General features: G+C 66.2%; 23 protein-coding genes. 12 read left to right on the top strand and 11 right to left on the bottom strand.

Annotation, left to right across the window (positions count from 1 at the left end):
• Nucleotides 1-11 precede the first annotated feature (11 nt).
• Genes ABGB19_RS18335 through ABGB19_RS18320 form a run of 4 tightly spaced genes read right to left on the bottom strand, consistent with a single transcriptional unit; the run spans nt 12 to nt 3,381 of the window.
• Complete coding sequence (locus ABGB19_RS18335) at nt 12-464, bottom strand: MarR family transcriptional regulator (RefSeq protein ID WP_347687540.1); 453 nt, start codon at nt 462-464, stop codon at nt 12-14.
• A 10-nt stretch (nt 465-474) separates the two neighbouring features.
• Nucleotides 475-1,773: an amidohydrolase family protein gene (locus ABGB19_RS18330; protein ID WP_347687397.1), complete on the bottom strand. Its 1,299-nt coding sequence runs from the start codon at nt 1,771-1,773 to the stop codon at nt 475-477.
• Complete coding sequence (locus ABGB19_RS18325; RefSeq protein WP_347687396.1) at nt 1,770-2,114, bottom strand: hypothetical protein; 345 nt, start codon at nt 2,112-2,114, stop codon at nt 1,770-1,772. The genes ABGB19_RS18330 and ABGB19_RS18325 overlap by 4 nt, the downstream gene beginning before the upstream one ends.
• Nucleotide 2,115: 1 nt before the next feature.
• Nucleotides 2,116-3,381 (bottom strand): aromatic ring-hydroxylating dioxygenase subunit alpha, encoded by a 1,266-nt coding sequence (locus tag ABGB19_RS18320; RefSeq protein ID WP_347687395.1) that lies wholly within the window; start codon nt 3,379-3,381, stop codon nt 2,116-2,118.
• Between the two features lie 195 nt (nt 3,382-3,576).
• On the opposite strand from ABGB19_RS18320, the gene ABGB19_RS18315 reads away from it, so the two are divergent.
• Nucleotides 3,577-5,058 (top strand): aldehyde dehydrogenase, encoded by a 1,482-nt coding sequence (locus tag ABGB19_RS18315; RefSeq protein WP_347687394.1) that lies wholly within the window; start codon nt 3,577-3,579, stop codon nt 5,056-5,058.
• An 11-nt stretch (nt 5,059-5,069) separates the two neighbouring features.
• Here ABGB19_RS18315 and ABGB19_RS18310 read toward each other — a convergent pair whose 3' ends face one another.
• A complete protein-coding gene (locus tag ABGB19_RS18310) occupies nt 5,070-5,672 on the bottom strand; it encodes a helix-turn-helix domain-containing protein (protein ID WP_347687393.1) in 603 nt (200 codons plus the stop codon).
• 105 nt (nt 5,673-5,777) lie between these two features.
• Between ABGB19_RS18310 and ABGB19_RS18305 the strand changes: the two genes are divergently transcribed.
• Entirely contained in the window at nt 5,778-6,947 is a 1,170-nt protein-coding gene (locus ABGB19_RS18305) for a spirocyclase AveC family protein (protein ID WP_347687392.1), read from the top strand.
• Nucleotides 6,948-6,951: 4 nt separating this feature from the next.
• Here ABGB19_RS18305 and ABGB19_RS18300 read toward each other — a convergent pair whose 3' ends face one another.
• Nucleotides 6,952-7,554 (bottom strand): TetR/AcrR family transcriptional regulator, encoded by a 603-nt coding sequence (locus tag ABGB19_RS18300; protein ID WP_347687391.1) that lies wholly within the window; start codon nt 7,552-7,554, stop codon nt 6,952-6,954.
• 132 nt (nt 7,555-7,686) lie between these two features.
• Between ABGB19_RS18300 and ABGB19_RS18295 the strand changes: the two genes are divergently transcribed.
• The 3 genes from ABGB19_RS18295 to ABGB19_RS18285 are packed head-to-tail and all read left to right on the top strand — an operon-like array spanning nt 7,687 to nt 11,378.
• Nucleotides 7,687-8,850 (top strand): spirocyclase AveC family protein, encoded by a 1,164-nt coding sequence (locus ABGB19_RS18295; RefSeq protein WP_347687390.1) that lies wholly within the window; start codon nt 7,687-7,689, stop codon nt 8,848-8,850.
• Nucleotides 8,851-9,669, top strand: a complete 819-nt coding sequence (locus ABGB19_RS18290; protein ID WP_347687389.1) for a CbbQ/NirQ/NorQ/GpvN family protein — start codon at nt 8,851-8,853, stop codon at nt 9,667-9,669.
• The gene (locus tag ABGB19_RS18285; protein WP_347687388.1) at nt 9,666-11,378 is read left to right on the top strand and encodes a VWA domain-containing protein; all 1,713 of its coding nucleotides are present in this window, start codon (nt 9,666-9,668) and stop codon (nt 11,376-11,378) included. The genes ABGB19_RS18290 and ABGB19_RS18285 overlap by 4 nt, the downstream gene beginning before the upstream one ends.
• Nucleotides 11,379-11,396: 18 nt before the next feature.
• Here the strand turns inward: ABGB19_RS18285 and ABGB19_RS18280 are convergent, their stop codons facing one another.
• Together ABGB19_RS18280 and ABGB19_RS18275 are read right to left on the bottom strand one after the other, a co-directional pair.
• The gene (locus ABGB19_RS18280; protein ID WP_347687387.1) at nt 11,397-12,146 is read right to left on the bottom strand and encodes an alpha/beta hydrolase; all 750 of its coding nucleotides are present in this window, start codon (nt 12,144-12,146) and stop codon (nt 11,397-11,399) included.
• A gap of 20 nt (nt 12,147-12,166) precedes the next feature.
• A complete protein-coding gene (locus ABGB19_RS18275) occupies nt 12,167-13,345 on the bottom strand; it encodes an acyl-CoA dehydrogenase family protein (RefSeq protein ID WP_347687386.1) in 1,179 nt (392 codons plus the stop codon).
• Between the two features lie 65 nt (nt 13,346-13,410).
• On the opposite strand from ABGB19_RS18275, the gene ABGB19_RS18270 reads away from it, so the two are divergent.
• The 3 genes from ABGB19_RS18270 to ABGB19_RS18260 are packed head-to-tail and all read left to right on the top strand — an operon-like array spanning nt 13,411 to nt 16,055.
• The gene (locus ABGB19_RS18270) at nt 13,411-14,319 is read left to right on the top strand and encodes an NAD(P)-dependent oxidoreductase (RefSeq protein ID WP_347687539.1); all 909 of its coding nucleotides are present in this window, start codon (nt 13,411-13,413) and stop codon (nt 14,317-14,319) included.
• 11 nt (nt 14,320-14,330) lie between these two features.
• A complete protein-coding gene (locus ABGB19_RS18265; RefSeq protein WP_347687385.1) occupies nt 14,331-15,074 on the top strand; it encodes a hypothetical protein in 744 nt (247 codons plus the stop codon).
• 12 nt (nt 15,075-15,086) lie between these two features.
• On the top strand, nt 15,087-16,055 hold the full coding sequence (locus tag ABGB19_RS18260; protein WP_347687384.1) for a TIGR03564 family F420-dependent LLM class oxidoreductase: 969 nt from the start codon (nt 15,087-15,089) through the stop codon (nt 16,053-16,055).
• Here the strand turns inward: ABGB19_RS18260 and ABGB19_RS18255 are convergent.
• Nucleotides 16,007-16,456, bottom strand: coding sequence for a hypothetical protein (locus ABGB19_RS18255; RefSeq protein ID WP_347687383.1), 450 nt, complete (start codon nt 16,454-16,456; stop codon nt 16,007-16,009). The two genes, ABGB19_RS18260 and ABGB19_RS18255, sit on opposite strands and share 49 nt — an antisense overlap.
• Nucleotides 16,457-16,634: 178 nt before the next feature.
• Between ABGB19_RS18255 and ABGB19_RS18250 the strand changes: the two genes are divergently transcribed.
• The 4 genes from ABGB19_RS18250 to ABGB19_RS18235 are packed head-to-tail and all read left to right on the top strand — an operon-like array spanning nt 16,635 to nt 20,529.
• Entirely contained in the window at nt 16,635-17,198 is a 564-nt protein-coding gene (locus ABGB19_RS18250) for a helix-turn-helix domain-containing protein (protein ID WP_347687538.1), read from the top strand.
• Nucleotides 17,199-17,231: 33 nt separating this feature from the next.
• Nucleotides 17,232-18,533 (top strand): acyl-CoA dehydrogenase family protein, encoded by a 1,302-nt coding sequence (locus tag ABGB19_RS18245; RefSeq protein ID WP_347687382.1) that lies wholly within the window; start codon nt 17,232-17,234, stop codon nt 18,531-18,533.
• Nucleotides 18,530-19,564, top strand: coding sequence for a phosphotransferase family protein (locus ABGB19_RS18240; RefSeq protein WP_347687381.1), 1,035 nt, complete (start codon nt 18,530-18,532; stop codon nt 19,562-19,564). Before ABGB19_RS18245 ends, ABGB19_RS18240 begins: the two co-directional genes overlap by 4 nt.
• Entirely contained in the window at nt 19,564-20,529 is a 966-nt protein-coding gene (locus ABGB19_RS18235) for an NADPH:quinone oxidoreductase family protein (RefSeq protein ID WP_347687380.1), read from the top strand. Before ABGB19_RS18240 ends, ABGB19_RS18235 begins: the two co-directional genes overlap by 1 nt.
• Before the next feature lie 24 nt (nt 20,530-20,553).
• Here the strand turns inward: ABGB19_RS18235 and ABGB19_RS18230 are convergent, their stop codons facing one another.
• Together ABGB19_RS18230 and ABGB19_RS18225 are read right to left on the bottom strand one after the other, a co-directional pair.
• Complete coding sequence (locus tag ABGB19_RS18230) at nt 20,554-21,057, bottom strand: hypothetical protein (RefSeq protein ID WP_347687379.1); 504 nt, start codon at nt 21,055-21,057, stop codon at nt 20,554-20,556.
• Nucleotides 21,054-21,671, bottom strand: coding sequence for a helix-turn-helix domain-containing protein (locus ABGB19_RS18225; RefSeq protein WP_347687378.1), 618 nt, complete (start codon nt 21,669-21,671; stop codon nt 21,054-21,056). Before ABGB19_RS18225 ends, ABGB19_RS18230 begins: the two co-directional genes overlap by 4 nt.
• Nucleotides 21,672-21,689: the final 18 nt, after the last annotated feature.

Here is a 21,689-nt window from a genome sequence, read left to right as displayed (position 1 = left end):
GGCTGACCCGGTCACTCCCCGATGTGGTCGTCGACCAGCGTGTGTCCGGTGCCCTTCTCCACCACCCGCGCCAAGAGGTCGCGCAGTGTCTGCTGTTCCTCGGGAGTGAGGACGCCGAACACGGCTTCGTGCGCGGCGATCGCGTCGCTGACGACGGCCGTGGCGACCTTGCGGCCTTCGTCGGTCAGGTAGGCCTTCAGAATTCGGGCATGCTGAGGGTCGGGGCGGCGCTCGACGAGCCCCCGTTGCTCGAGGGCCTTGACCGCGAGTTGCACGCCCTGCGGTGTGATCAGCAGCCGACGGGCGAGGTCGGCACCGGACAGGCCGGGCTCGTTGGCGAGTTGTCGCAGTACGCCGATCTGCGCGGTGCTGACCCCGTGCTGGCTGACCGCGTCGTTGACGGCGGTGAGCGAGAAGTACCAGGCCTGCTTGAGATGCCACAGGATGTTGTCGCCGAGTTCCATGCCCAGTTCTTCAGCCATGGCACCGGCTTTCGTCGTTCTTGTAGACCTGGCCGTCCTTCATGACGAACCGCACGTCGAGCGTGGTGGCGATGTCCTGTGACGGATCGCCCGGCACGGCGACGATGTCGGCGAGGTAACCCGGTGCGAGACGGCCCAATTCGCCCTCGGCCTCGATCAGCTCGGCACTGGTCACCGTGGCGGCGCGGATAGCCTGCATGGGCGTCATGCCGCGCTCGACCAGCGCGCACAACTCCTTGGCGTTCTGCCCGTGCGGAATGGCCGGTGCGTCGGTGCCACAGGCGATGCGGACCCCTGCCGCGATGGCCTTGGGCAGCATGGCCTGCGCCTGCGGGAACACCACTTCGGCTTTCCTGCGCAACTCGGGCGCGATGCGGTCGATGGCCATGGCCTGGGTCAGGTAGGTGGTCGACACCAGGAAGGTACCGGTGTCGGCCATCAGCTTGATGGTGTCGTCGCTGGCGAGAAAGCCGTGCTCGACGCAGTCGATCCCGGCCTTGATGCAGGCGCGAATCGCGCTGTCGCCCACTGCATGCGCGGCGACGCGGACCCCGGCGCGGTGCGCCTCGTCGGCGATGGCGGCGAACTCGTCGTCGGAGTACTGCTGTGCGCCCGGAGCGGTGCTGTGCGACATCACGCCGCCGGAGGCCGACACCTTGATCAGCTTGGCGCCGTGGCGAACCTGGTAGCGCACGCAGGCGCGGACCTCGTCGACACCGTTGGCGATGCCCTCGCCCACCGACAGCGGCATGATGCCCGGCGCGAGCCGCTGAAACACTGTGGGGTCGAGGTGCCCGCCGTAGGGCGTCACCGCGTGTCCGGCGGGATAGATCCGCGGGCCGACATGCCACCCCTGGTCGATGGCGCGCTGCAGGGCGACGTCGAGCAGGTAGCCACCTGTCTTGACCATCAGGCCGAGGTTGCGCACGGTGGTGAAACCGGCCTCGAGCGTGGTGCGGGCGTTGACCGCGCCGCGCAGGGTGCGATACACCGGGTCGTCCTGGACGCCGTGCATCGGGCTGGGCAGTCCCTCCGGACCGCCGGGCCCGCCGATGAGCAGGTTGAGTTCCATGTCCATCAGACCGGGCAGCAGGGTGACGTCGCCGAGGTCGATCTCGGCCGCCGAATCAGTCGGCGGCTCAGCGGGATTCACCGCGGCGAGGCGGTTGCCCTCGACGACCACGACCGCCGGCGAGCGCACCTCGCCGGCGTCGACGTCGGCCCAGCGCGCGGCGCGCAGAACGGTCCGGGCTGTGCTGGATGGTCGCTCGGACGAGCCTCGCTCCGTCACGGGATGGGTTCGGACACGCAGTCCAGCGTCGTGGCGCCCGAGTCGGGCACCTTCGGCTGCTTCCAACACTCGACCGGAAACGACGCCTGGATCATCGAGTAGAGGAGGTGCATCAGATTGAGCACGTCCTCGGGCAGGTCGTCGAGCGAGAATTTGTCGCAGTATGCGATGGCCTCCTCTGCACGGGCGGTGACCGCGTCGTAGAACGCCTGCAACTCCTCCATCGAGCTGGCCAACCGCTTGGCGTATCGCTCCGCCTCTGTCGGTAAACACCAGTCGGAAAACTGTTCCAGGTCGGCGAATTCGGGCGGCAGCTTGCTGGTCGTCGCGGAAGTCGTCATGTCACACCCCCGCCGTCTTGCGCTGGTAGTCCTCGACCCAGGCCGCGGTCTCCTTGTGCAGGTGGCGGATCAGCACCTCCTGATCGCACAGCAGGAACTCGTCGATGACACGCGACTCGACCATGCTCTGCGTCGCCTCGAGGGTGTTGGCGTCCTGCAGGCCGTACTCCTTGAACGACACCGCGGCCAGTTCCTGGGCGATGCGCTCACGCGGCGTCCTCGCCTGTGGGAAGTACACCGTGCCCTCGAAGATGTGGGCGTTGTGCGACGTGGGCCAGTAGTGATAGGTCAGGTACCAGCCCTGCCCCCAGAACAGGATCACGAAGTTGGGGAACAACTGGAACGAATCCAGTCCCCACGGATCGCATTTCGCCGGATTGAGTCCGGCGGGCATCTCCCCCAGATCCGGCTTGTCCCAGGGCCCGAACAGTCCGCTCTGGCAGATGTCCTCGATCGGCTTGCGCATCTCGTCGGCCATCTCCCAGGCCCGGATACCCGACGTGCTGACGAGCCGGTGCGGCCCCTCGATGCGGTAGTGCGGCGCCTCGAAGCCCGCCTCGGCAGCCGCCTTCGAATACGCGGTCGGTGACTGGTTCGCGTGCAGTACGGGCGCGTGATAGAACTCCTGGAACGCGTCCATGTAGAGCTTCCAGTTCGCCTTGACCTCGGACCGGTAGTAGAACCGCGACGTCATCTTGTCGAACGGATACCCCTCGAGATCGGTGATCATCGGGCCGAGGAACTCGCGCAGCGATTGTTCGGGTTCCTTGGCGAAGTTGACGAAGATGAAGCCCTCCCACACGTCGCAGTGGACGGGCACCAGACCGTAGCGACTCTTGTCGAGGTCGAAGAACTCCCCCTCCTGCTGGACGAACGTCAGGTTGCCGTCCAGGTCGTAGCGCCAGGCGTGGTACTTGCAGGTGAACTGCCGGCACACACCGCTGGTTTCCTCCAACGGCATGTCGTTCCACACGAGCTTGTTCCCGCGGTGGCGACAGATGTTGTGGAATGCCTTGACCTCACCGGACGTCGTGCGCACGACGATGATCGAGGTGTTGGCGACCTTGAGTTCCTTGGTGAAGTAGCTGCCCTTGCGCGGAATCTGTTCGACGCGTCCGACATTGAGCCAGGCCCGCTTGAAGACGGCTTGACGCTCGATCTCGTAGAACTCCGGACTGATCGAGTCTTCGTAGGAGACCGGCTCGGTTCCCAGTTCGGGGTAATGCTCTGTCCAACTGCCTTCGGGTGGTTTGGGAAAGCGCGCCATCGGCTTCTCCTGTCTTTGCTTTTCGGCATTCGGCGGGAGCCTGACGAACCGACGATATATGCTGTGACAGGCAATCACAAGTAGTTGATACAGGCGTCGCAGAGCGGTCAACGTCATCGAAATCTGCACGACGGTCGTAATTCGGCAGACATCGCAGCCGTGGCGCAGAACTCGGCGTGGAAAGGTGAGCACACTATGCGTCCGGATGAGCTGTTCATCGGTGGCAGGTGGTCGGAACCGAGCACCGGACAGCACATCGAAGTGGTCTCACCACACACCGAGGAGCCCATCGCGCGCGTGGCGGTCGCGGCCCCCGAGGATGTGGACAAGGCCGTCACCGCAGCGCGGGCGGCGTTCGACTCCGGACCGTGGCCGCGGCTCGAGCCCGCCGAACGCATCGCGGCGGTACGACGGCTCGCCAAGCTCTACGGCCAGCGACGCTCCCAGATGGCCGAGCTCATCACGTCGGAGATCGGTGCGCCGATCAGCTTCGCGCAGCGGGCGCAGGTCGGGTTGCCCGCGATGATGATGACCGCCTTCTGCACTCTCGCCGAGACCTATCCCTGGTCCGAAGCGCGGCCCGGAATGTACGGGGCCGATATCCACATCCGTCGCGAACCGGTCGGCGTCGTCGCCGCCGTCGTGCCGTGGAACATGCCGCAGTTCCTCATCGTCACCAAGCTGATTCCCGCACTGCTCGCCGGTTGCACCGTTGTGCTCAAGCCGGCGCCGGAGTCACCGCTCGACGCGCTGCTGCTGGCCGAGATGATCGCCGAGTCCGAACTGCCGCCCGGCGTGGTGAGCGTGCTGCCGGGCGACGGGTCCGTCGGCGAGTACCTGGTGAAGCACCCCGGCGTGGACAAGGTTTCGTTCACCGGCTCGACGCCCGCGGGCAAGGCCGTCGCCGCCGCATGCGCAGCCGACCTCAAGCGCGTCAGCCTCGAGCTCGGCGGTAAGTCCGCCGCGATCGTGCTCGACGATGCCGACCCCGGCGCCGTCGCCGTGGGCGTCCGGTCGGCCAGCCTGAGCAACAGTGGGCAGATCTGCAACGCGCTCACCCGCATCCTGGTGCCCGCCGGCCGGGCCGACGAATTCACCGACGCCTTGGCCGCCGAGATGGCGTCCCTGGTGGTCGGCGACCCGACCGACGCCGCCACCCAGGTCGGTCCGCTCGTCGCGCGCCGCCAGCAGAGGCGGGTGCGGGGATACATCGAGGCGGGTCAGGCCGAAGGCGCCCGTCTCGTCACCGGCGGTGCCGCGATGCCCGATGGTCTCGACAAGGGCTGGTACGTGCGTCCCACTCTGTTCACCGACGCGGCCAATTCGATGCGCATCGCCCGCGAGGAGATCTTCGGCCCGGTGCTGACGGTCATCCCCTACCCCGACGAGGACCAGGCGGTGTCGATCGCCAACGACTCCGACTACGGCCTCGCCGGATCGGTGTTCACCGAGGACACCGATCGGGGCCTGCGGGTCGCAGCGCGCATCCGCACCGGCACGTTCGGGGTCAACCAGGGCTACACGATGGACCCGTTCGCGCCCTTCGGCGGCGTGAAGGGCAGCGGGTACGGGCGCGAACTCGGCCGCGAGGGCATCGACGGCTACACCGACACGAAATCGATCTCCGTTGCGGCGAGCCAGAATCCGGCCGCTGCGGCGGCGGGCAAGGGAGCGTGACCATCCGCGAACTACGGCAGCTTGATCGCCGACACGTACATCTCGATGACCGGCCGGTAGAGGTCGACGTCGTCGAGTTCGCTGCCCAGAACGACGGAGTCGCTGGTCGCGACGAGCACCTGAGCGAAGGTCAGCGCCGGGATCAGAAGCGTCCCACCCAGCCTGTCGATGCCCTCCACGATGAACTTGGCGAGCGCTTCCACGACATCTGATCTCTTGTCGGCCACGCGCTTCCGTGCATCCGGATTGCGCAGCAGATAAAGGGTGAACTCATGGCCCAACGCCGCCTGCTCGGCTCCACGGTCACGGCTGAGCTGACGCCACCGCTTTGCGATCTCATCGAGCTCTTGTGACCCGATCCGTTTGGCCGCCGCCATGACCTCGGCGAAGTTGTCGAAATAGCGACGCCAATACCGGTCACTCACGGCCAGGAAGAGGTCTTCCTTGGTGGCGAAGTGCTTGTAGATGGCGCCCTTGGTATAGCCGGCCGCGTGGGCGATATCGTCGAGAGTCGCTGGCGCGAAACCCTTTTCGGCGAACACGTCCTCGGCGGCGTCGAGCAACAGGGAACGCGTGTGCTCGAGCCGTCGTTCCCGTGTCCAGCGCTCGACCATGACAAAAGTCTGCCACAGAATCTGAGAATCCCTCTGGACATTCAGATACCCCCTGGTATCTTCTCGGTGAGCGCGCGTGGGCGCAACGGGGTGTCAGGAGGCGTCTTGAGCGAGTTGTCGAACAAAAGGAAACCCGCGGTCACCGAACCGGCGAGCGGCATCACGGGCCTCGGCGCGGTGACCCCGCGATCGTCGAATGCCATCAAGATCTGGGCGACTGTCGGCGCCGTGTTCCTGGCACTGACGCTATATCTGATCATCCGGTGGGTCAGCGGACCATACTTCGAGCCGGTCGCCGGAGGCCCGAGCGAGCCACCGCTCTACATGAAGATCCCGCTGATCGCCAACGCCGTCGTGCTCTGGATCGGCCTGCCATTCGCGCTCTGGTTCTTCATCATCCGGCCATGGCTGCGCGACAAGCGCATCACGCTCGACGGCATGCTGCTCGTGTCGATGAGCCTGATGTGTTTCCAGGATCCGATGCTCAACTACTACAGCACCTGGTGTACGTACAACGCGTGGCTATGGAACCGGGGATCCTGGGCGCCGTACTTTCCGGGCTGGGTGGCGCACGAGGAACCGGGCCACACGGTGCCCGAACCGCTGCTGACCAATATTCCCGGCTACATGTACGGCGTGCTGCTGCTCACCATCGTCGGATGCGCGATCATGCGCAAGATCAAGAACCGGTGGCCGGCAATCAGCAATCTGAGACTGGTCCTGGTCACCTATGCGATCGCCATCGTCTTCGACTTCATCATGGAGGGACTCATCCTCCTGCCGATCGGCTTCTATTCCTACCCGGGCGCCATCCAGTCGTTGTCGATCAACGCCGGCACCTACTACCAGTGGCCCGTCTACGAGGGGCTGATGTGGGGCGGCGTCCAGACGGCGCTGTGCTGCCTGCGCTTCTTCACCGACGACCGAGGACGCACCCTGGTCGAACGTGGACTGGACAGCATCCGCGGCGGGTTCGTCAAACAACAGTTCATTCGCTTCCTGGCGATCTTCGGGGGCGTCAGCGCATGCTTCTTCCTCTTCTACAACGTGCCCGCGACCTGGCTCGGCATGCACGGCGACCCGTGGCCAGACGACGTGCAGAAGCGCTCGTACTTCAATCCCGGCATCTGCGGTGAGGGTACCGACCGACCGTGCCCGAATCCTGATCTGCCGTATCCGACCAAGCACTCGGGCTACATCAACCACGACGGCGAACTCGTTCTGCCGGAAGGCGCCGAGGTGCCCTCGCCCGTGCCCATCGAACAGGGGCAATGAGGCCTCAGGGCATTTTGACGGCCGACACGTACATCTCGACCATCGACTGATAAAGATCGACATCGTCCAGGTGGCTGCCCAATTCGACGGCGTCGGTCGTGGCGATAATGATGTGGGCGAATGTCGTCGCGGGAATCAACAGGGTCGCGCCGATGTTGTCGATGCCCTCGACGATGTACTTGGCGAGCTTGTCCACAACCTCTGATCGCTTGGCCGCCACGCGTTCCCGCGCCTCCGGATTCCGCAGTAGGTAGAGGTTGAACTCGAGGCCCAGTGCCGAATGCTCGGCGCCACGGTCACGACTCAGCTGACGCCAGCGGTCGCCGATGTCTTCGAGCTCGCGTGCCCCGATGTGGTCGGCCGATGACATGATCTCGGCGAAATTGTCGAAATAGCGTCGCCAGTACCGGTCGCTTGCGGCCAAGAACAAGTCTTCCTTGGCGGCGAAGTACTTGTAAATCGCGCCTTTGGAGTAGCCGGCCGCCTTGGCGATGTCGTCGAGAGTCGCTGGGATGAAGCCTTTTTCGGCGAACACTTGCTCGGCGGCGTCCAACAGCAGCGAGCGTGTGCGCTCGAGGCGTCGTTCCCGCGTCCAAGGTTCAACCATGCGGCAATTTTGCCACAGAATATTTTCGAACCACTAGTCATCGAGATACTGACTGGTATATTTTCGGAGAATCGGTCACTTCGGAGGGAGGGTGGAGTCGATGGGTTCGGCAAATGCAGAGGAGACGGCGTCGTGAGCGATCTGTCGAGCAAGAAGAAGCCCGTTCGCACCGAATCGCTGAGCGACGCGTCGCTCGGAACGCAGCCGCAGTCGAAGATCACCCCGGTGAAGATCTGGGCGGCGGTCGGCGGGGCGATTCTCGCCTTCCAGCTTTACGTGTGGATCCGCTGGATCACCGGCCCCAACTTCGAACGGGTTCCCCCGGGACCGACTGAACCACCGACGTTCATGAAGGCGATCCTTTTCACCTGGACTGCCGTGATCGTCGTCGGACTGCCGATTGCCATCTGGTGGTTCATCATCCGGCCGTGGCGCCGGGAGCGGCGAATCACCCTCGACGGCATGCTCCTGATCGCTTGCGGCTTGCTGTTCTTTCAGGATCCGCTGCTGAACTACTTCAACACGTGGAGCACCTACAACACCTGGATGTGGAACCGCGGCTCATGGGTCCAGGACATTCCGGGTTGGGTGTCGTTCGGCGAACCGGGCGCCATGATGGCCGAACCGTTCCTGATGAACGCACCCGGCTACTGCTTCGTCCTGCTGTGCACGATGCTCGGCTGCTGGGTCATGCGCAAAGCCAAGCAGCGGTGGCCCAACATCAATACCTTCGGCCTGATCGGCGTGGTGATCGCCTGGACCTTCCTCTTCGATTTCGTCATCGAGGGCCTGTTCCTCATGCCGATGGGGCTTTTCACCTACCCCGGCGCCATTCAGGCTCTGTCGGTCAATGCCGGCACCTACTACCAGTGGCCGCTCTACGAAGGGCTCATGTGGGGCGGTGTCCAGGCCGGCCTCTGCTGCATGCGCTACTTCACCGACGACCGTGGTCGGACCTTCGTCGAGCGCGGACTCGACCGCGTCCGAGGCGGTTTCGTCCGACAGCAGCTCACCCGCTTCCTGGCGATCTTCGCCGCGTGCAGTGCCTTCTTCTTCGTGTTCTACAACATTCCGGCGCAGTGGTTCGCCATGCACCAAGATCCCTGGCCGGAGGACATCCTTAAGCGCTCGTACTTTCTGATGGGCATCTGCGGTGAAGACACCGATCGGCCGTGCCCCGATCCTTCGCTACCGATGCCCCTGACGAATTCCGGCTACATCAACCACGACGGTGAGCTTGTCCTCCCCGAGGGCGTGAAGCTTCCCGAGAACGTTCCGCTCGAGCGAGGAGAGTAAATGTTGGTCAGTACTTCTGCGGTGGTCACCCCCGTTTCGAACGCGCCGTTTTACCGTGCCGTCGGCGACGAGGTGGAGGTCTTCCGCGCGGCGGCCCGCCGAGGCCTGCCGGTACTGTTGAAAGGCCCTACGGGTTGCGGGAAAACACGTTTCGTGGAGGCGATGGCCCACCAGCAGGGCCGGGACCTGATCACCGTCGCGGGACACGAGGACATGACGTCGGCGGATCTGGTTGGCCGCTTTTTGTTGAAGGGCGGTGAGACGGTCTGGGTGGACGGGCCGTTGACCCGGGCGGTGCGCGAGGGCGCCATTTTCTATCTGGACGAGGTGGTGGAGGCGCGCCAGGACACCACCGTGGTCATCCATCCACTCGCCGATCACCGCCGTGAGCTGCCCGTCGACCGGCTCGGCACGACACTGCAGGCGGCGCCCGGATTCCAGTTGGTGATCTCCTACAACCCCGGATACCAGAGCGTCCTGAAGAACCTCAAGGAGTCGACCCGTCAGCGCTTCGTCGCCATCGAACTGGGCTACCCGTCCCCCGCCGTCGAGACCGAGGTTGTTGCCTACGAAGCCGGGATCGATACCGAGACAGCACGTTCGCTGGTCAAGCTCGCGCACGCCATCCGAAACCTCGATGGCTCACCGTTGCGCGAAGTGTCCTCCACTCGCATGTTGATCCTCGCCGGCGGCCTCGCGGCTGAAGGGCTGAACCTTCGCAGTGCCGTCCACGCGGCCGTCGTCCAGGTGCTCTCCGACGATGCGGATGTCATCCGCGCCCTCGATGAACTCGTCAATACCGTCCTGCCCCAGACGTGACCGACGCTTCCGATCCCAACACTCCCGACCGGTTCCGGTTCCTGGCCACTTACATCGCCGGCAGGGCGGTCGACGTCACCGAGGCGCCGGCCGGCCAGCCTGCGCACACGAATGGCCAGTTCATCTTCGTCTCGGCCGGCGGTTCCGTCGAGGAGCAGCGGCGCGAAACGATGGTTCAGGCTGCACTTCTCGGCGCGGGGAGCCTTGATCCGCGATTGGTGAAGGGATTGCGGGCACGTTCGGTGTTGGCGCGCCGCTACCTTGCACTCGAAGGCAACCGGGTACTCGCCGACCTCGCCCGACAGATTCCCCTCGACGCCACGCTCCTGCCCGACGGACAACGCAGCACCGCGACCGCCGACGAGTCACTCGAGGTGGCCAAGAGCCGAGCCAAAGTTGCCGACCCACCGGAGTGGTTCGGTGTCATCAAACCCTCCCGGTTGGTGGCGGCGTCCCCCGGACCGGGCGGGCAGGCCACCAACGAAGACCTCCGATTGCAGTTCGACCCCATCGACATGCCCGAATCGGAGGACGACGACGAAGATGACGAAGATGACGGCGGGAAGTCGGGGGATAGCAAGATACTCAAGCTCTTCGAAAGCCCGCTCTTCAATAATCAGTCGTTGTCGGACTACTTCCGCAAGATGTTCGGCGGTAAGCGTTCCGAAGGGGAGGGCGCCGCGGGCGTCGAGATGACGGTTCGGTCCACCCGCCGGGTGCAAGATATCGGACCCAGCGCCCGTCCCCTGCCCACCCGGATCCAATTCACCGATGACGGCAAGCCCGGTGCCGCGATCGGCGTGGGCGGCGCGCTGTATCCGGAGTGGGACGTCTTCAACGACCGGTACAAGCCTGACTGGTGCCGGGTCATCGACTTTCCACTGACCGCCGCCGCCGACGTCTCCGATGCCGGTGTCGAGCATGACGACGTACTGCGGCGACGCCTGGCTCGCGTCGGGCTCGGCCCGAAGGTGCTGCGCGGCCGTGCCGACGGCGACGACCTCGACATCGAGGCGCTCATCGACCTGTTCGTCGATCTGCAGTCCGGCTTCTCCGCCCCCGAGCACGTCTACCTCGAGCGCCGCAAGCTCGCCCGAAATCTGGGCGTGCTCATCCTGATCGACGCGTCCGGGTCCGCCGTCGACGCCGATTCAGACGGCCTCGCGGTGCACGACCACCAGCGACGCGCGGCCGCCACTCTGGCCGTCACACTCGAAGAACTCGGTGACCGCGTCGCCGTCTACGCATTCCGATCGCAGGGCCGCCACGCCGTGCACCTGCCGGCCATCAAGACCTTCGACCAGACCTTCGGCGCCGTCGGACGGGCCCGGCTCAATCAGCTCGAGCCGGCGAGCTACACCCGATTGGGTGCGGGAATCCGTGGTGCCGGTGAGGTTCTCAAGAACGAGGCCGGCACGCCGAATCGACTGCTGCTCGTCCTGTCGGACGGCTTCCCTTACGACGACGGATACGAAGGCCGGTACGCGGAGTCCGACGCAAGCAAGGCGCTCGAGGAGCTCCGAGCGGAGGGTGTTGCCTGCCTGTGCCTGTCCATCGGCGCCTCCACGGAATCCGAGGTGCTGGAACGGGTTTTCGGTGCCGCCAGCTTCGCCAGCGCCGCAACGCTTTCCGAGCTCAGCCCGCAGATGGACGAGCTGTTCATGTCAGCGCTCGCCGAGCTCGCGGCGCCGAAACCCGCGCGGGTGTGAGGACCCAGCGGCGAGCTGCTATCCGCCGACCGACTCCCAGAATCGGCTGAGAGCCGCGGCGCCGCGCGCTGGGTCCTCGAGCATCCACCAGTGCCCCAGCCCGTCGAGCACCTCCGTACGTGCACCGGCCCGGTCAGCCGCCCGACGCCTGATCGCCTCGGACCCGACGAAGGGATCCTCGGTGGCCAGTACCGACAGACCCGGCCGGGCCGCGGCGTTCTCGAGTGCCTTGCCGGCATCAGCCATGGCCGGTTGGCGTGCGGAGCGGTACAGCGCCAGAATCGCCCGGCCCATCTCCGGTCCCTGCGCTGCGGCGAACGACGCCGCAGCGCCCGCGGGAACCCCGAAGTCGGCCAACTGCTGCGCGCGGTCCTCCAGCGAACCGGCCATCATCGCCTCGACCACCTGCTCCCCCGCCTGAGGAGTCTGGAACGCCTGGGCCATATCGTGCCATACGTAGTCCTGGTCGAACAGGCCGACGACGTCGCTGGCCCAGCTGCGCACGAGGTCGGGTCGATGCATCACCGCGTTGATCACATGACAGCCGCCCCAGTCGTGTCCGACGAGGTCGACGGGCTCCTCGATACTCTGCAGCTTGTCGACGAGCCAATCACGGTAAGCGAGATAGGTTGCCGGGAAGTCGTCGGGCAGCGGGGCGCCGAACCCCGGCGGCGACAACCGCACCACATCCGTGCGCTCGAGCGCGTCGACGAACGGGTTCCAGACGGCGTCGGTCTCCGGATTGCCATGCACCAGAACCACAGTCACGATCACATCCTCGCAAGCGGTCAGCGCGCGGGCAGACCCAGCACGCGCTGGGCGATGATGTTGCGCTGAATCTCCGACGTCCCCCCGGCGATGGTGCCGGCGTAGGTGCTGATGTAGCGCGCGAACCAGCTGGCGGTGAACAGGTCTGGCGCATAGGGGTTGTACGCAGCGGTCAGCGCGGGATCGGTCAACCCGCCGACACCAGCCGCGTCCAACGCATGTCGCATGGCGTTCTGTTCGGCCTCCGAGCCCAGCACCTTGAGCACCGAGACGGCGGGGATGTCGCGCTCACCGCGCGCCGCTTGCCCGAGCGCCGCCGAGCCGAGCAGGCGCAGCGCCTGGTAGTCCATTGCTATCGACGCGTAGTGGTCGCGGTCCACCGCCCCGGCGGGCCGGAAGTCTTCCAGCAGCTGGTTCAACCGGTTGGCGAACGACATCCACATCATCGTGCGCTCATGCCCGAGCGACCCGTTGGCCACCCGCCAGCCCTCGTGCAGCGGGCCCACCAGGTTCTCGGCGGGCACCCGCACATCGGTGAAGAACACCTCGTTGAAGTCCAGACCCTCGCGGTCGTGGACCGAGGCGAACGGCCGGCACACCACGCCGGGACTGTCGGTCGCAACCAGCAAAGCGCTGATTCCCTTGTGCCTGGCCGCTTTCGGGTCGGTACGAACAAACGTGAGGATGACGTCGGCGTCGTGGGCGCCCGATGTCCAGACCTTCTGGCCGTTGACGACGAAGCCGGCGTCGTCGACCGTCGCCCGAGTGCTCAACCCCGCCAGGTCGGAGCCCGCGCCGGGTTCGCTCATGCCGAGCGACGCGGTCATCTCCGCGCGCAGGATCGGCACCGCCCACCGCCGCTTCTGGTCGTCGGTACCGAAGGACAGCAGCGATGCGGCGATGATGCCGACGCCCTGCGGGTTGAACGCGTGGTAGATCCGGCGTCGAGAGAGTTCCTCGCGGTGGACGAACTGTTGCAGGATGCCGGCGTTGCGACCGCCGAACTCCGGCGGGTTGCCCGGCAGCAGCCAGCCGTGGTCGAACTGCACCTGCTGCCAACGACGGGCCCACTCCGGTACGTGCGACGTCGACCGCGACCGTTCCCCGGCGGCCTCCGCCTCGGCGGGCAGGTGCTCGTCGAGGAACCGGATGAACTCAGCGCGGAAGGCCTCGACGTCGGCGTCGAACGTGAGCTGCACGACTCCCAGGATATCAAGTTATCAAGTAGTTAACATTTACGGTCGGGTGCGCTATGACTGAAGGGATGCTCGACGCAGAGAAGATCCTCGTCACCGGCGCGACCGGCAAGATCGCCTTTCCCATCGCCCGGGCCCTTGCCGAGAAGAACGAGGTATGGGGCGCCGCACGGCTGAGAAAGCCCGGTGATCGCGACAGGCTCAGCGCCGCCGGTATCACCCCGATCGCCCTCGATATGAGCCGCGGCGACTTCTCCGCGCTACCCGACGACTTCACCTACGTCTTCCACGCCGCCGTCGACACCGGCCAGGGCGACTGGCCCCAGTGCGTCGACACCAACGCGCAGAAATCCGGCGACCTGTTGTACCGCTGTCGCGCCGCCAAGGGCTTCGTCTTCTGTTCGACCGGTTCCGTCTACGGGTACCAGGGGCAGCGCCCGCTGCGAGAATCCGACCCACCGGGCGTGCCGTTGCGCGCCAACTACAGCTTCTCCAAGATCGCCGCGGAGGCGGTCTGCACGTGGACCGCCAAGCAGTACGACATCCCGCTGACGATCATCCGCATCTGCTCGACCTACGGCCCGGAGGGCGGTGCGCCGGCGGACCGCCTCGAGATGATGTTGGCGGGCAAGCCGATCCGGCTGTACCCCGACAAGCCGAACAACTACAACCCCATCTACGAGGACGACTACGTCGAGCTCGGTATCCGCGCCATGGAGGTCGCCGACACCCCGCCGATCGTGGTCAACTGGGCGGGCAGCGAGACGGTCAGCGTCGAGGAGTACTGCGCCTACATGGGTGAACTGATCGGCGTCGAGCCGACGTTCGACTACACACCCGATGCGCACACCCCGCTGTGGCCGGATGTCACCTACATGCACGAGGTGCTCGGCTCGACGAAAGTGCCGTGGCGCGAGGGATTTCAGCGGATGATCGCGGCACGACGCCCAGAGCTTCTCCGACAACCTGCGGACTGAACGGAGCACCGATGCAATTACCCGGCACACCGTCCGACGAGGTGACCGGCGTCCTCGCCGAGGGCCGAGGCGACGTCACCACCCTGTTCGTATCCATGGCGAGGCGACATCCCGACGGCGCCGACGCGGACTACCTGCGCTGGCACACCCTCGACCACCGCCCCGAGCAGCACCGGCTGTCGGCCGTCCGTGCGTCTTTGCGGCTGGTGTCGACGCCGCAGTGCCGATCGGCGCGCGCGTGTAGCCGCGACCGCTATGACGACATCGATCATGTGATGACCTACTTCTTCACCGATTCCAGCGGGATGGAGCCGTTCCTGGCGCTGTCGAAGGCGCTCGGCGATGCGGGGCGCAAGCTGCCGCTGCTGCCCCCGGTCGAACGCGGCGTCTACGACGTCGGGCAGAAGGTGGCGGCGCCGCGCGTCAAGGTCGGCGCCGATGTCCTGCCGTGGTGGCCGGTTCGCGGCGTCTATCTGCTGCTGGAATCGGCTCCCTCGGCCCCGGGGGAGCTGGCCGAAATCGACGGTGTCGCGGGCGTGTGGTCGGCGACATCGCTTTCGGTGGGGTCGCGGTTGGCCAGCGCGCAGGCGGGACAGATGATCTCGTACTGCTTCCTCGACGAGGATCCGGTCGTCACCGCCGAGAGAATGCGGCCCGCGTTGGCCAAGCGGTGGAGCGACGACGCCGTCGACCCGCTTTTCGCCGCACCGTTCTACCCCGTCGTCCCCCACGAATGGGACCGCTATGTGCCGTGAGCGGAGAGCGTGATGCGCGTCGGATTGATGGTCGGCTCGGACAAGGAACGCCCGCGCGCCGACCGGCTCGCCGGCTTGCTCGATGACGGAACATCCGCCGAGAGGCTGGGTTTCGCGTCGTTCTGGATGCCGCAGGTGCCCGGGTATCTCGACGCGATGACGGCCGTCGCGCTACTCGGCCGGGTCACCGAACGCATCGAGGTCGGCACCGCGGTGGTGCCCATCCAGACCCGTCATCCGCTCATCATGGCCCAACAAGCGCTCACCACCCAGGTCGCCTGCGCCGGTCGCTTCACGCTGGGCATCGGGCCGTCGCATCACTGGATCATCGCCGACCAGCTCGGGCTGTCCTATGACCGACCGGCACACCTCGTGCGCGACTACCTCGACGTGCTTGATGCGGCGTTCGCGGGTCCCGGCAGGGTGGTGGTCGACAACGACAGCTATCACGTCGACAGCCCGGTCGATGTCAGCGACTCCTTCGACCTGCCGGTGTTGATGGCCGCACTCGGTCCCACGATGTTGCGCATCGCAGGCGAACGCACCGGCGGAACCATTCTCTGGATGGCCGACGAACGCGCGATCGGCGATTACGTGGTCCCGACCATCACCAAAGCGGCGCAGGAGGCCGGACGCAGCGGAATACGCGTCGTGGCAGGCGTTCCCGTCGCGCTCTGCTCGGCCGCTGAGGTCGACGACGCCCGCGCCTACGCCGGCGACGTGCTGGGGCATGCCGACTTCTCCCCCAACTACGTCCGACTGCTCGAGCACGGCGATGCCGAGGATGTCGGAGACACCATGGCCGCCGGCGACGAAGCGACCATCGCGGCCCGGCTGCATCGGTACCGCGACGCCGGTGTCACCGATCTGGCCGTCCGGGTCGTGCCGCTGGGGCAGGATGCGGAGGATCGGCGCGCCTCGCGCACGCGTACTCAGGAGTTCGTGGCGTCGCTGGCCGCTGAATTCTCCTCGGGCGCATAACTTCCCATGAACTCCATGGGCACACCGCCCATGGTGCAGAAGAACAGGTCGACGCCCGGCACACCGGTGTCGAGCATCGTCACATCGTTCGCGAACGCGCTCGCCTGTTCGCGGGTCGCGCCGAAGTCCTCGGTCATGAAGGACAGCGCGGCGAGCCCCTCGGGCACCGACGCACGCAAGTGCTCGGGTACGTCGAGCACCTCGAGCAGGCCGGCGTCGCCGCGGCCCAACATCGTCACCTCGGCGCCGTCGGACGGTGGCCAGCCGAGTGTCTTCTCGAGGACCTCCCCGGGTACGTGCATCTGGAACTGCACCGTCATTCCCACCACCTCGGTCAGAAACGTGGTGAGCGTCGGGGCGGAATGGCTGCGCATCACGACGTGGTGCAGTGCGTTCGGCATATCGCGGTCCCTTCGTCGTGCCGTCTCCATAGTTAGACTATCGTCAACTATTTCCAAGTATCAATCCGGCTGTTAAAGTGCGAATGTGCCCGCTACGAAGTCGGTAAGTGTTGCTGACGGTAGTCAACGTCGAGCGTCCTATCAGCGGGCCCGCTCGCACGAGACCAAGCGAGCCCTGGTGCAGGCGGCGATGGCACTCTGGCGCACCAACGGATACGCCAAGACGACGGTGGCGGACATCTGCCGGGCCGCCGGGGTGTCGCGGGCGTTGTTCTACTTCTACTTCCCCGCCAAGGAAGACATCCTCTTCGAGGTCGGACTGCTGTCGACGCGCGCCGCACAGAAGACGGTTCGCTCGCTGTTGACGAAGGACTACGACGTCGAGGTGGTCATCGGAGAAGCCTTGCGCAGCCTCGAACGCTCGATGGCTCGCAATCCGCCCGAACTGATCGTTCAGACCATCCTCGAGGGGTACCGGCACGAACACCGGATCTTGGCCGGCGACGCCCCCGACGATGTCGATGCCGATATGTTCGGCGACTTGTTCGCCCGGGCGCAGCAGGACGGCAAGCTCGCGGCGCAGATCGATGTGCAACACCTTTCCCGACTCGCCGGTATGCACGTCAGCGAAGGTGTGCGCCACTGGGCGGCGGGAGGTTTCGGCGAGCGGTCGTTCGCCGAGGTCGTCACCGACGACATCGCCGCCCTGATCGCCGGGTTCAACGCCAGAGCCAGAAACTGAGACCATCACCCCCACACCTGAAGGGAGACCACGATGTCGTGGGATTTCGAGACCGATCCCGAGTACCAGAAGGTCCTCGACTGGGCCGACGAGTTCGTCCGCGAGGAGATCGAACCGCTGGACCTGGCGTTTCCCGATCAGCAGTTCGTCCCGCTGAACGACAACCGCCGCAAGGTGATCGACCCGCTCAAGGAGGAGGTCCGCAGGCGCGGGCTGTGGGCCACCCACCTCGGGCCCGAACTCGGCGGTCAGGGATACGGCCAACTCAAGCTAGCCCTGCTCAACGAGATCCTCGGCCGTTCGCAGTGGGCGCCCATCGTCTTCGGCTGCCAGGCGCCCGACACCGGCAACGCCGAGATCATCGCCCACTACGGCACCGACGCGCAGAAGGAGCGCTACCTGCGCCCGTTGCTCGACGGTGAGCTGTTCTCCTGCTACTCGATGACCGAACCGCACGCCGGCGCCGATCCGACCCTGTTCACCACGCGCGCCGTGCGCGACGGTGACGACTGGGTGATCAATGGTTGGAAGTTCTTCTCCTCCAACGCAAGAACCGCGGCCTTTCTGATCGTCATGGTGGTCACCAACCCTGACGTGAGCGCGTATCAGGGCATGTCGATGTTCCTGGTGCCGACCGACACCCCAGGCGTCAACATCGTCCGCAACGTCGGCCTGTACGGGGAACGTGACGACGAGGGCTCGCATGCCCTGATCCACTACGACAACGTGCGGGTACCCGCCGAGGCGCTGCTGGGCGGTGAGGGTCAGGCGTTCGTCATCGCCCAGACCCGACTCGGCGGCGGCCGCATCCACCATGCGATGCGCACCATCGGGTTGTCGCGCAAGGCGCTCGACATGATGTGTGAACGGGCGCTGAGCCGCGAAACGCAGGGCAGCCGGCTCTCGGACAAGCAGTTCGTGCAGGGCTACATCGCCGACTCCTACGCCCAACTGCTGCAGTTCCGGCTGATGGTGCTCTACGCCGCGTGGGAGATCGACAAGTACAACGACTACAAGAAGGTCCGCAAGGACATCGCCGCGGTCAAGGTGGTGATGCCGACCGTGCTGCACGACATCGCCTGGCGTGCAATGCAGGTACACGGCGCACTCGGGGTCAGCAACGAGATGCCGTTTCTGGGGATGGTCACCGGCGCGGCGGTGATGGGCCTGGCCGACGGTCCCACCGAGGTGCACAAGGCCACCGTCGCCAAGCAGGTGCTGCGGGACTACCAGCCGAACACCGACACCTGGCCGACGGAATGGCTCCCCGGTAAGCGCGAGAAAGCCCGAGCGAAGTTCGCCGACTACCTGGAGCACGAGGTGGGCAACCAGTGAGCGAGGTCGCGATCGACGTTGCCCGGCTGGCGGATTGGATGGATGAAGCGGCGCTGCCCGGAAAGGGCGAGCCGCTGCAGACCCGGTTTCTGTCCGGGGGCACCCAGAACGTCATCTACGAACTACGCCGCGGCGAGCACAGCTGCGTTCTGCGGATGCCGCCGCCCGACGCGCCCACCGACCGCGACAAAGGCATCCTGCGGGAGTGGCGGATCATCGAGGCGCTCGACGGCACCGATGTGCCGCACACCGAGGCGGTCGGCGTGTGCCCCGACCCGTCCGTGCTGGGCCGACCGTTCTACCTGATGGGCTTCGTCGACGGCTGGTCGCCGATGGACCTCGAGCAGCGCCGGTGGCCGGAACCCTTCGACACCGACCTCGACGCGCGCGCCGGGCTGTCGTATCAGCTCGCCGAGGGCATCGCGCTGCTGTCCAAGGTCGACTGGAAAGCCAAGGGACTGCATGATCTCGGGCGGCCGGACGGCTTCCACGAGCGTCAGGTGGACCGGTGGACCGCGTTCTTCGAGCGCATCAAGGGCCGCGAGATCGAGGGCTTGGACGTCGCGACCGAATGGCTGCGCACCCACCGGCCGCTCGACTTCGTTCCCGGCCTGATGCACGGCGACTACCAGTTCGCCAACGTGATGTACCGGCACGGGGCGCCCGCACGGATGGCGGCGATCGTCGACTGGGAGATGGGCACCGTCGGTGACCCCAAGCTCGACCTCGGTTGGATGGTGCAGAGCTGGCCGGAGGACACCACCGCACCGGCCGAAGGCGAGATGAGCTATGTCGACATGCGCGGAATGCCCGCCCGCGCCGACGTCGTCGACCATTACGCCACGGTGTCCGGGCGACAGGTCGACGACCTCGACTATTACCTTGTGCTGGCCAAGTGGAAGCTCGCGATCGTGCTGGAGCAGGGTTTCCAGCGTGCCGGTGACAACGAGAAGCTGCTCGCCTACGGCCCGATCATCGTCGAGCTGATGCGATCGGCGGCCGACCTTGCCGAGTCCAGCGACTATCGGTGATGCGCGCCGCCGTCTGCCCCGAATACGGGCCGCCCGAGGTCGTGCGCGTCCAGGAACAGCGGGCACCGGCGGTGGGCGCCGGGCAAGCCCGCGTCCGTGTCGGCGCGGCGGCGGTGAACTTCCCCGACGTGCTGCTCGTCGCGAACTCGTATCAGGTCAGCGTGCCCGTTCCGTTCGTACCGGGTAGCGAATTCGCCGGGGAGATCGTCGAAATCGGTTCTGGTGTGGACGGATTCGCGGTCGGCGACCGCGTCACGGGCACCGGGATGTACGGCGCGTTCGCCGAGGAGGTCGCCGTTGCGGTCGCCGGGCTCGCCCCGATCCCCGACGGTGTCGACGACCGTACCGCGGCGGCGTTCGGTGTCGCGTACCGCACCGCCTACCACGCGCTGCGGTCGATGGCACGTGTCGAGGAGGGCGACGAGCTCGTCGTGCTCGGCGCCGGGGGCGGCGTCGGACTCGCCGCCGTACAGCTCGGCGTCGCACTCGGGGCCTCGGTCACCGCGGTGGCGTCCACCGACGAAAAGCTCGACGCCGCAGCGTCCTACGGCGCCCAGCACATGGTCAACCACCGAAAAGGCGCGCTGCGCGATCAGCTGCGCCAGGCATGTCCCGACGGCGCGCACGCGGTCATCGATCCTGTCGGTGGCGAGCTCGCCGAACCCGCGCTGCGGTCACTGTGCCGCGGCGGGCGCTTCGTCACGGTCGGCTTCGCGTCCGGCGTCATCCCGCGCATCCCGTTGAACCTGGTGCTCGTCAAGGGCGTGCATGTGCTTGGGTTCCAGTTCCAGGACGTCCCCCCGGAGGAGTTCGCCCGCAACGAATCCGAGCTGCGCGAGCACCTGGTTTGCGGAAGGGTCCGCCCGCACATCAGCGCGGTCTACCCGTTCGAGGAGACTGCCCAAGCGCTTCGCCACGTCGCCGACGGGCGAGCCGTCGGCAAGGTGGTCATCGACCTGGCTTGAGCGGTGGTCCCCCGCAAAGGGGAGCTAGCTGGCGGGCACCAGGTCGGCGGCGACCGAGACCATCATGCCGCAGCGGAACGTCTCACAGGCGCCGACGTCGACGGTGTCGTGCTCGAGGGCCGCCGCGAGGGCCCTGGCCTTGAAAGCCCGTGCCGCAGCGCTCAAATGGTGCTCGACCGAGTCGACGCTGCTGTCGAGCTCCGCGGGCAGTCGTTCGCCCCACAGCGTCACCTCGGTCGCGCCCTGGTCCAGCGCGGTGCGCACATGCGCGAGCACCCGCGGGTCCCGCTCGAACATCTCGGCGGCGACGGCAACCGTCTGGGGGTGCGGTCGCTCCTGCCACGCTTCGAGCACCGATTCCAGATCCAGTGTCCTGGCGCCGAGAACCGTCAGCGGGCGCACATCCTCGTCTCCGCCCACCAGCACGGTGACATCCCAACCGGCCATCACCCTGTCGTAGATCCAACCGCCGGCGAACCGCACCGCGTCGCGGACCGTCGGCGCGACGACGTCCAGCCGGTACCTCATGTCGTGCTCCGAGGCGCCAAGTCCAGCTCCAGCGACTCCGCGTACCCCTTGAACACCGCGGCCAACGGAATTGAACGATCGAGCAGCCATAAGGTCTCCATTCCGGAAATAAAGGCGAGAATCTCCACGGCCTTGCCGGCCGCATCCAGGTCGGCGCGATACTTCCCGCCGGCCTGACCCCGTTTGATGATCGCGATGATGATGTCCACCGCGTCGCGATAACGCTTGTGCAGTCGGTCGTGCAGCGGAGCGTCCGGCGCGATGTTCTCCACCAGCAGCACGATGAACGTTCCGATCAGCTCGGGCGCACGGTCGAACCGCTCGGGTACGCGACTCAACTCGGTCACGAGGTCGCCGGAGAGGTAGTCGGCGTGGATCTCGTCGTCGGCGTCGCGGGCGTCGAGCACCGCGTTGAGCAGCTGTTCCTTGGATTCGAAGTGGTGCAGCAGACCCGCGGGCGTCACACCCGCCTCCTTGGCGATCTGCGCCAGCGAGGTGTTGCGCCAGCCGTTGCGCGCCAGCAGCCGCTCGGCCACGAAGAGGATGCGCTGCCTGCGGTCCTCGCCCTTGGCGAAGAGCGTGGCATACGGCCGCGCAGGCTCCGTGGCGGACACAGGACTCCTTCGTTCAAC

Source organism: Mycobacterium sp. B14F4, from assembly GCF_039871645.1.
Classification (GTDB): Bacteria; Actinomycetota; Actinomycetes; order Mycobacteriales; family Mycobacteriaceae; genus Mycobacterium.
This window is presented reverse-complemented; position numbering and strand designations above follow the sequence as displayed.

Bases quoted from the DNA above. Each gene is read 5' to 3' on its own strand.
- ABGB19_RS18335 (WP_347687540.1), bottom strand. From the start codon at position 464: ATGGAACTCGGCGACAACATCCTGTGGCATCTCAAGCAGGCCTGGTAC.
- ABGB19_RS18325 (WP_347687396.1), bottom strand. From the start codon at position 2,114: ATGACGACTTCCGCGACGACCAGCAAGCTGCCGCCCGAATTCGCCGAC.
- ABGB19_RS18320 (WP_347687395.1), bottom strand. From the start codon at position 3,381: ATGGCGCGCTTTCCCAAACCACCCGAAGGCAGTTGGACAGAGCATTAC.
- ABGB19_RS18315 (WP_347687394.1), top strand. From the start codon at position 3,577: ATGCGTCCGGATGAGCTGTTCATCGGTGGCAGGTGGTCGGAACCGAGC.
- ABGB19_RS18310 (WP_347687393.1), bottom strand. From the start codon at position 5,672: ATGGTCGAGCGCTGGACACGGGAACGACGGCTCGAGCACACGCGTTCC.
- ABGB19_RS18300 (WP_347687391.1), bottom strand. From the start codon at position 7,554: ATGGTTGAACCTTGGACGCGGGAACGACGCCTCGAGCGCACACGCTCG.
- ABGB19_RS18290 (WP_347687389.1), top strand. From the start codon at position 8,851: ATGTTGGTCAGTACTTCTGCGGTGGTCACCCCCGTTTCGAACGCGCCG.
- ABGB19_RS18270 (WP_347687539.1), top strand. From the start codon at position 13,411: ATGCTCGACGCAGAGAAGATCCTCGTCACCGGCGCGACCGGCAAGATC.
- ABGB19_RS18265 (WP_347687385.1), top strand. From the start codon at position 14,331: ATGCAATTACCCGGCACACCGTCCGACGAGGTGACCGGCGTCCTCGCC.
- ABGB19_RS18260 (WP_347687384.1), top strand. From the start codon at position 15,087: ATGCGCGTCGGATTGATGGTCGGCTCGGACAAGGAACGCCCGCGCGCC.
- ABGB19_RS18255 (WP_347687383.1), bottom strand. From the start codon at position 16,456: ATGCCGAACGCACTGCACCACGTCGTGATGCGCAGCCATTCCGCCCCG.
- ABGB19_RS18245 (WP_347687382.1), top strand. From the start codon at position 17,232: ATGTCGTGGGATTTCGAGACCGATCCCGAGTACCAGAAGGTCCTCGAC.
- ABGB19_RS18235 (WP_347687380.1), top strand. From the start codon at position 19,564: ATGCGCGCCGCCGTCTGCCCCGAATACGGGCCGCCCGAGGTCGTGCGC.
- ABGB19_RS18230 (WP_347687379.1), bottom strand. From the start codon at position 21,057: ATGAGGTACCGGCTGGACGTCGTCGCGCCGACGGTCCGCGACGCGGTG.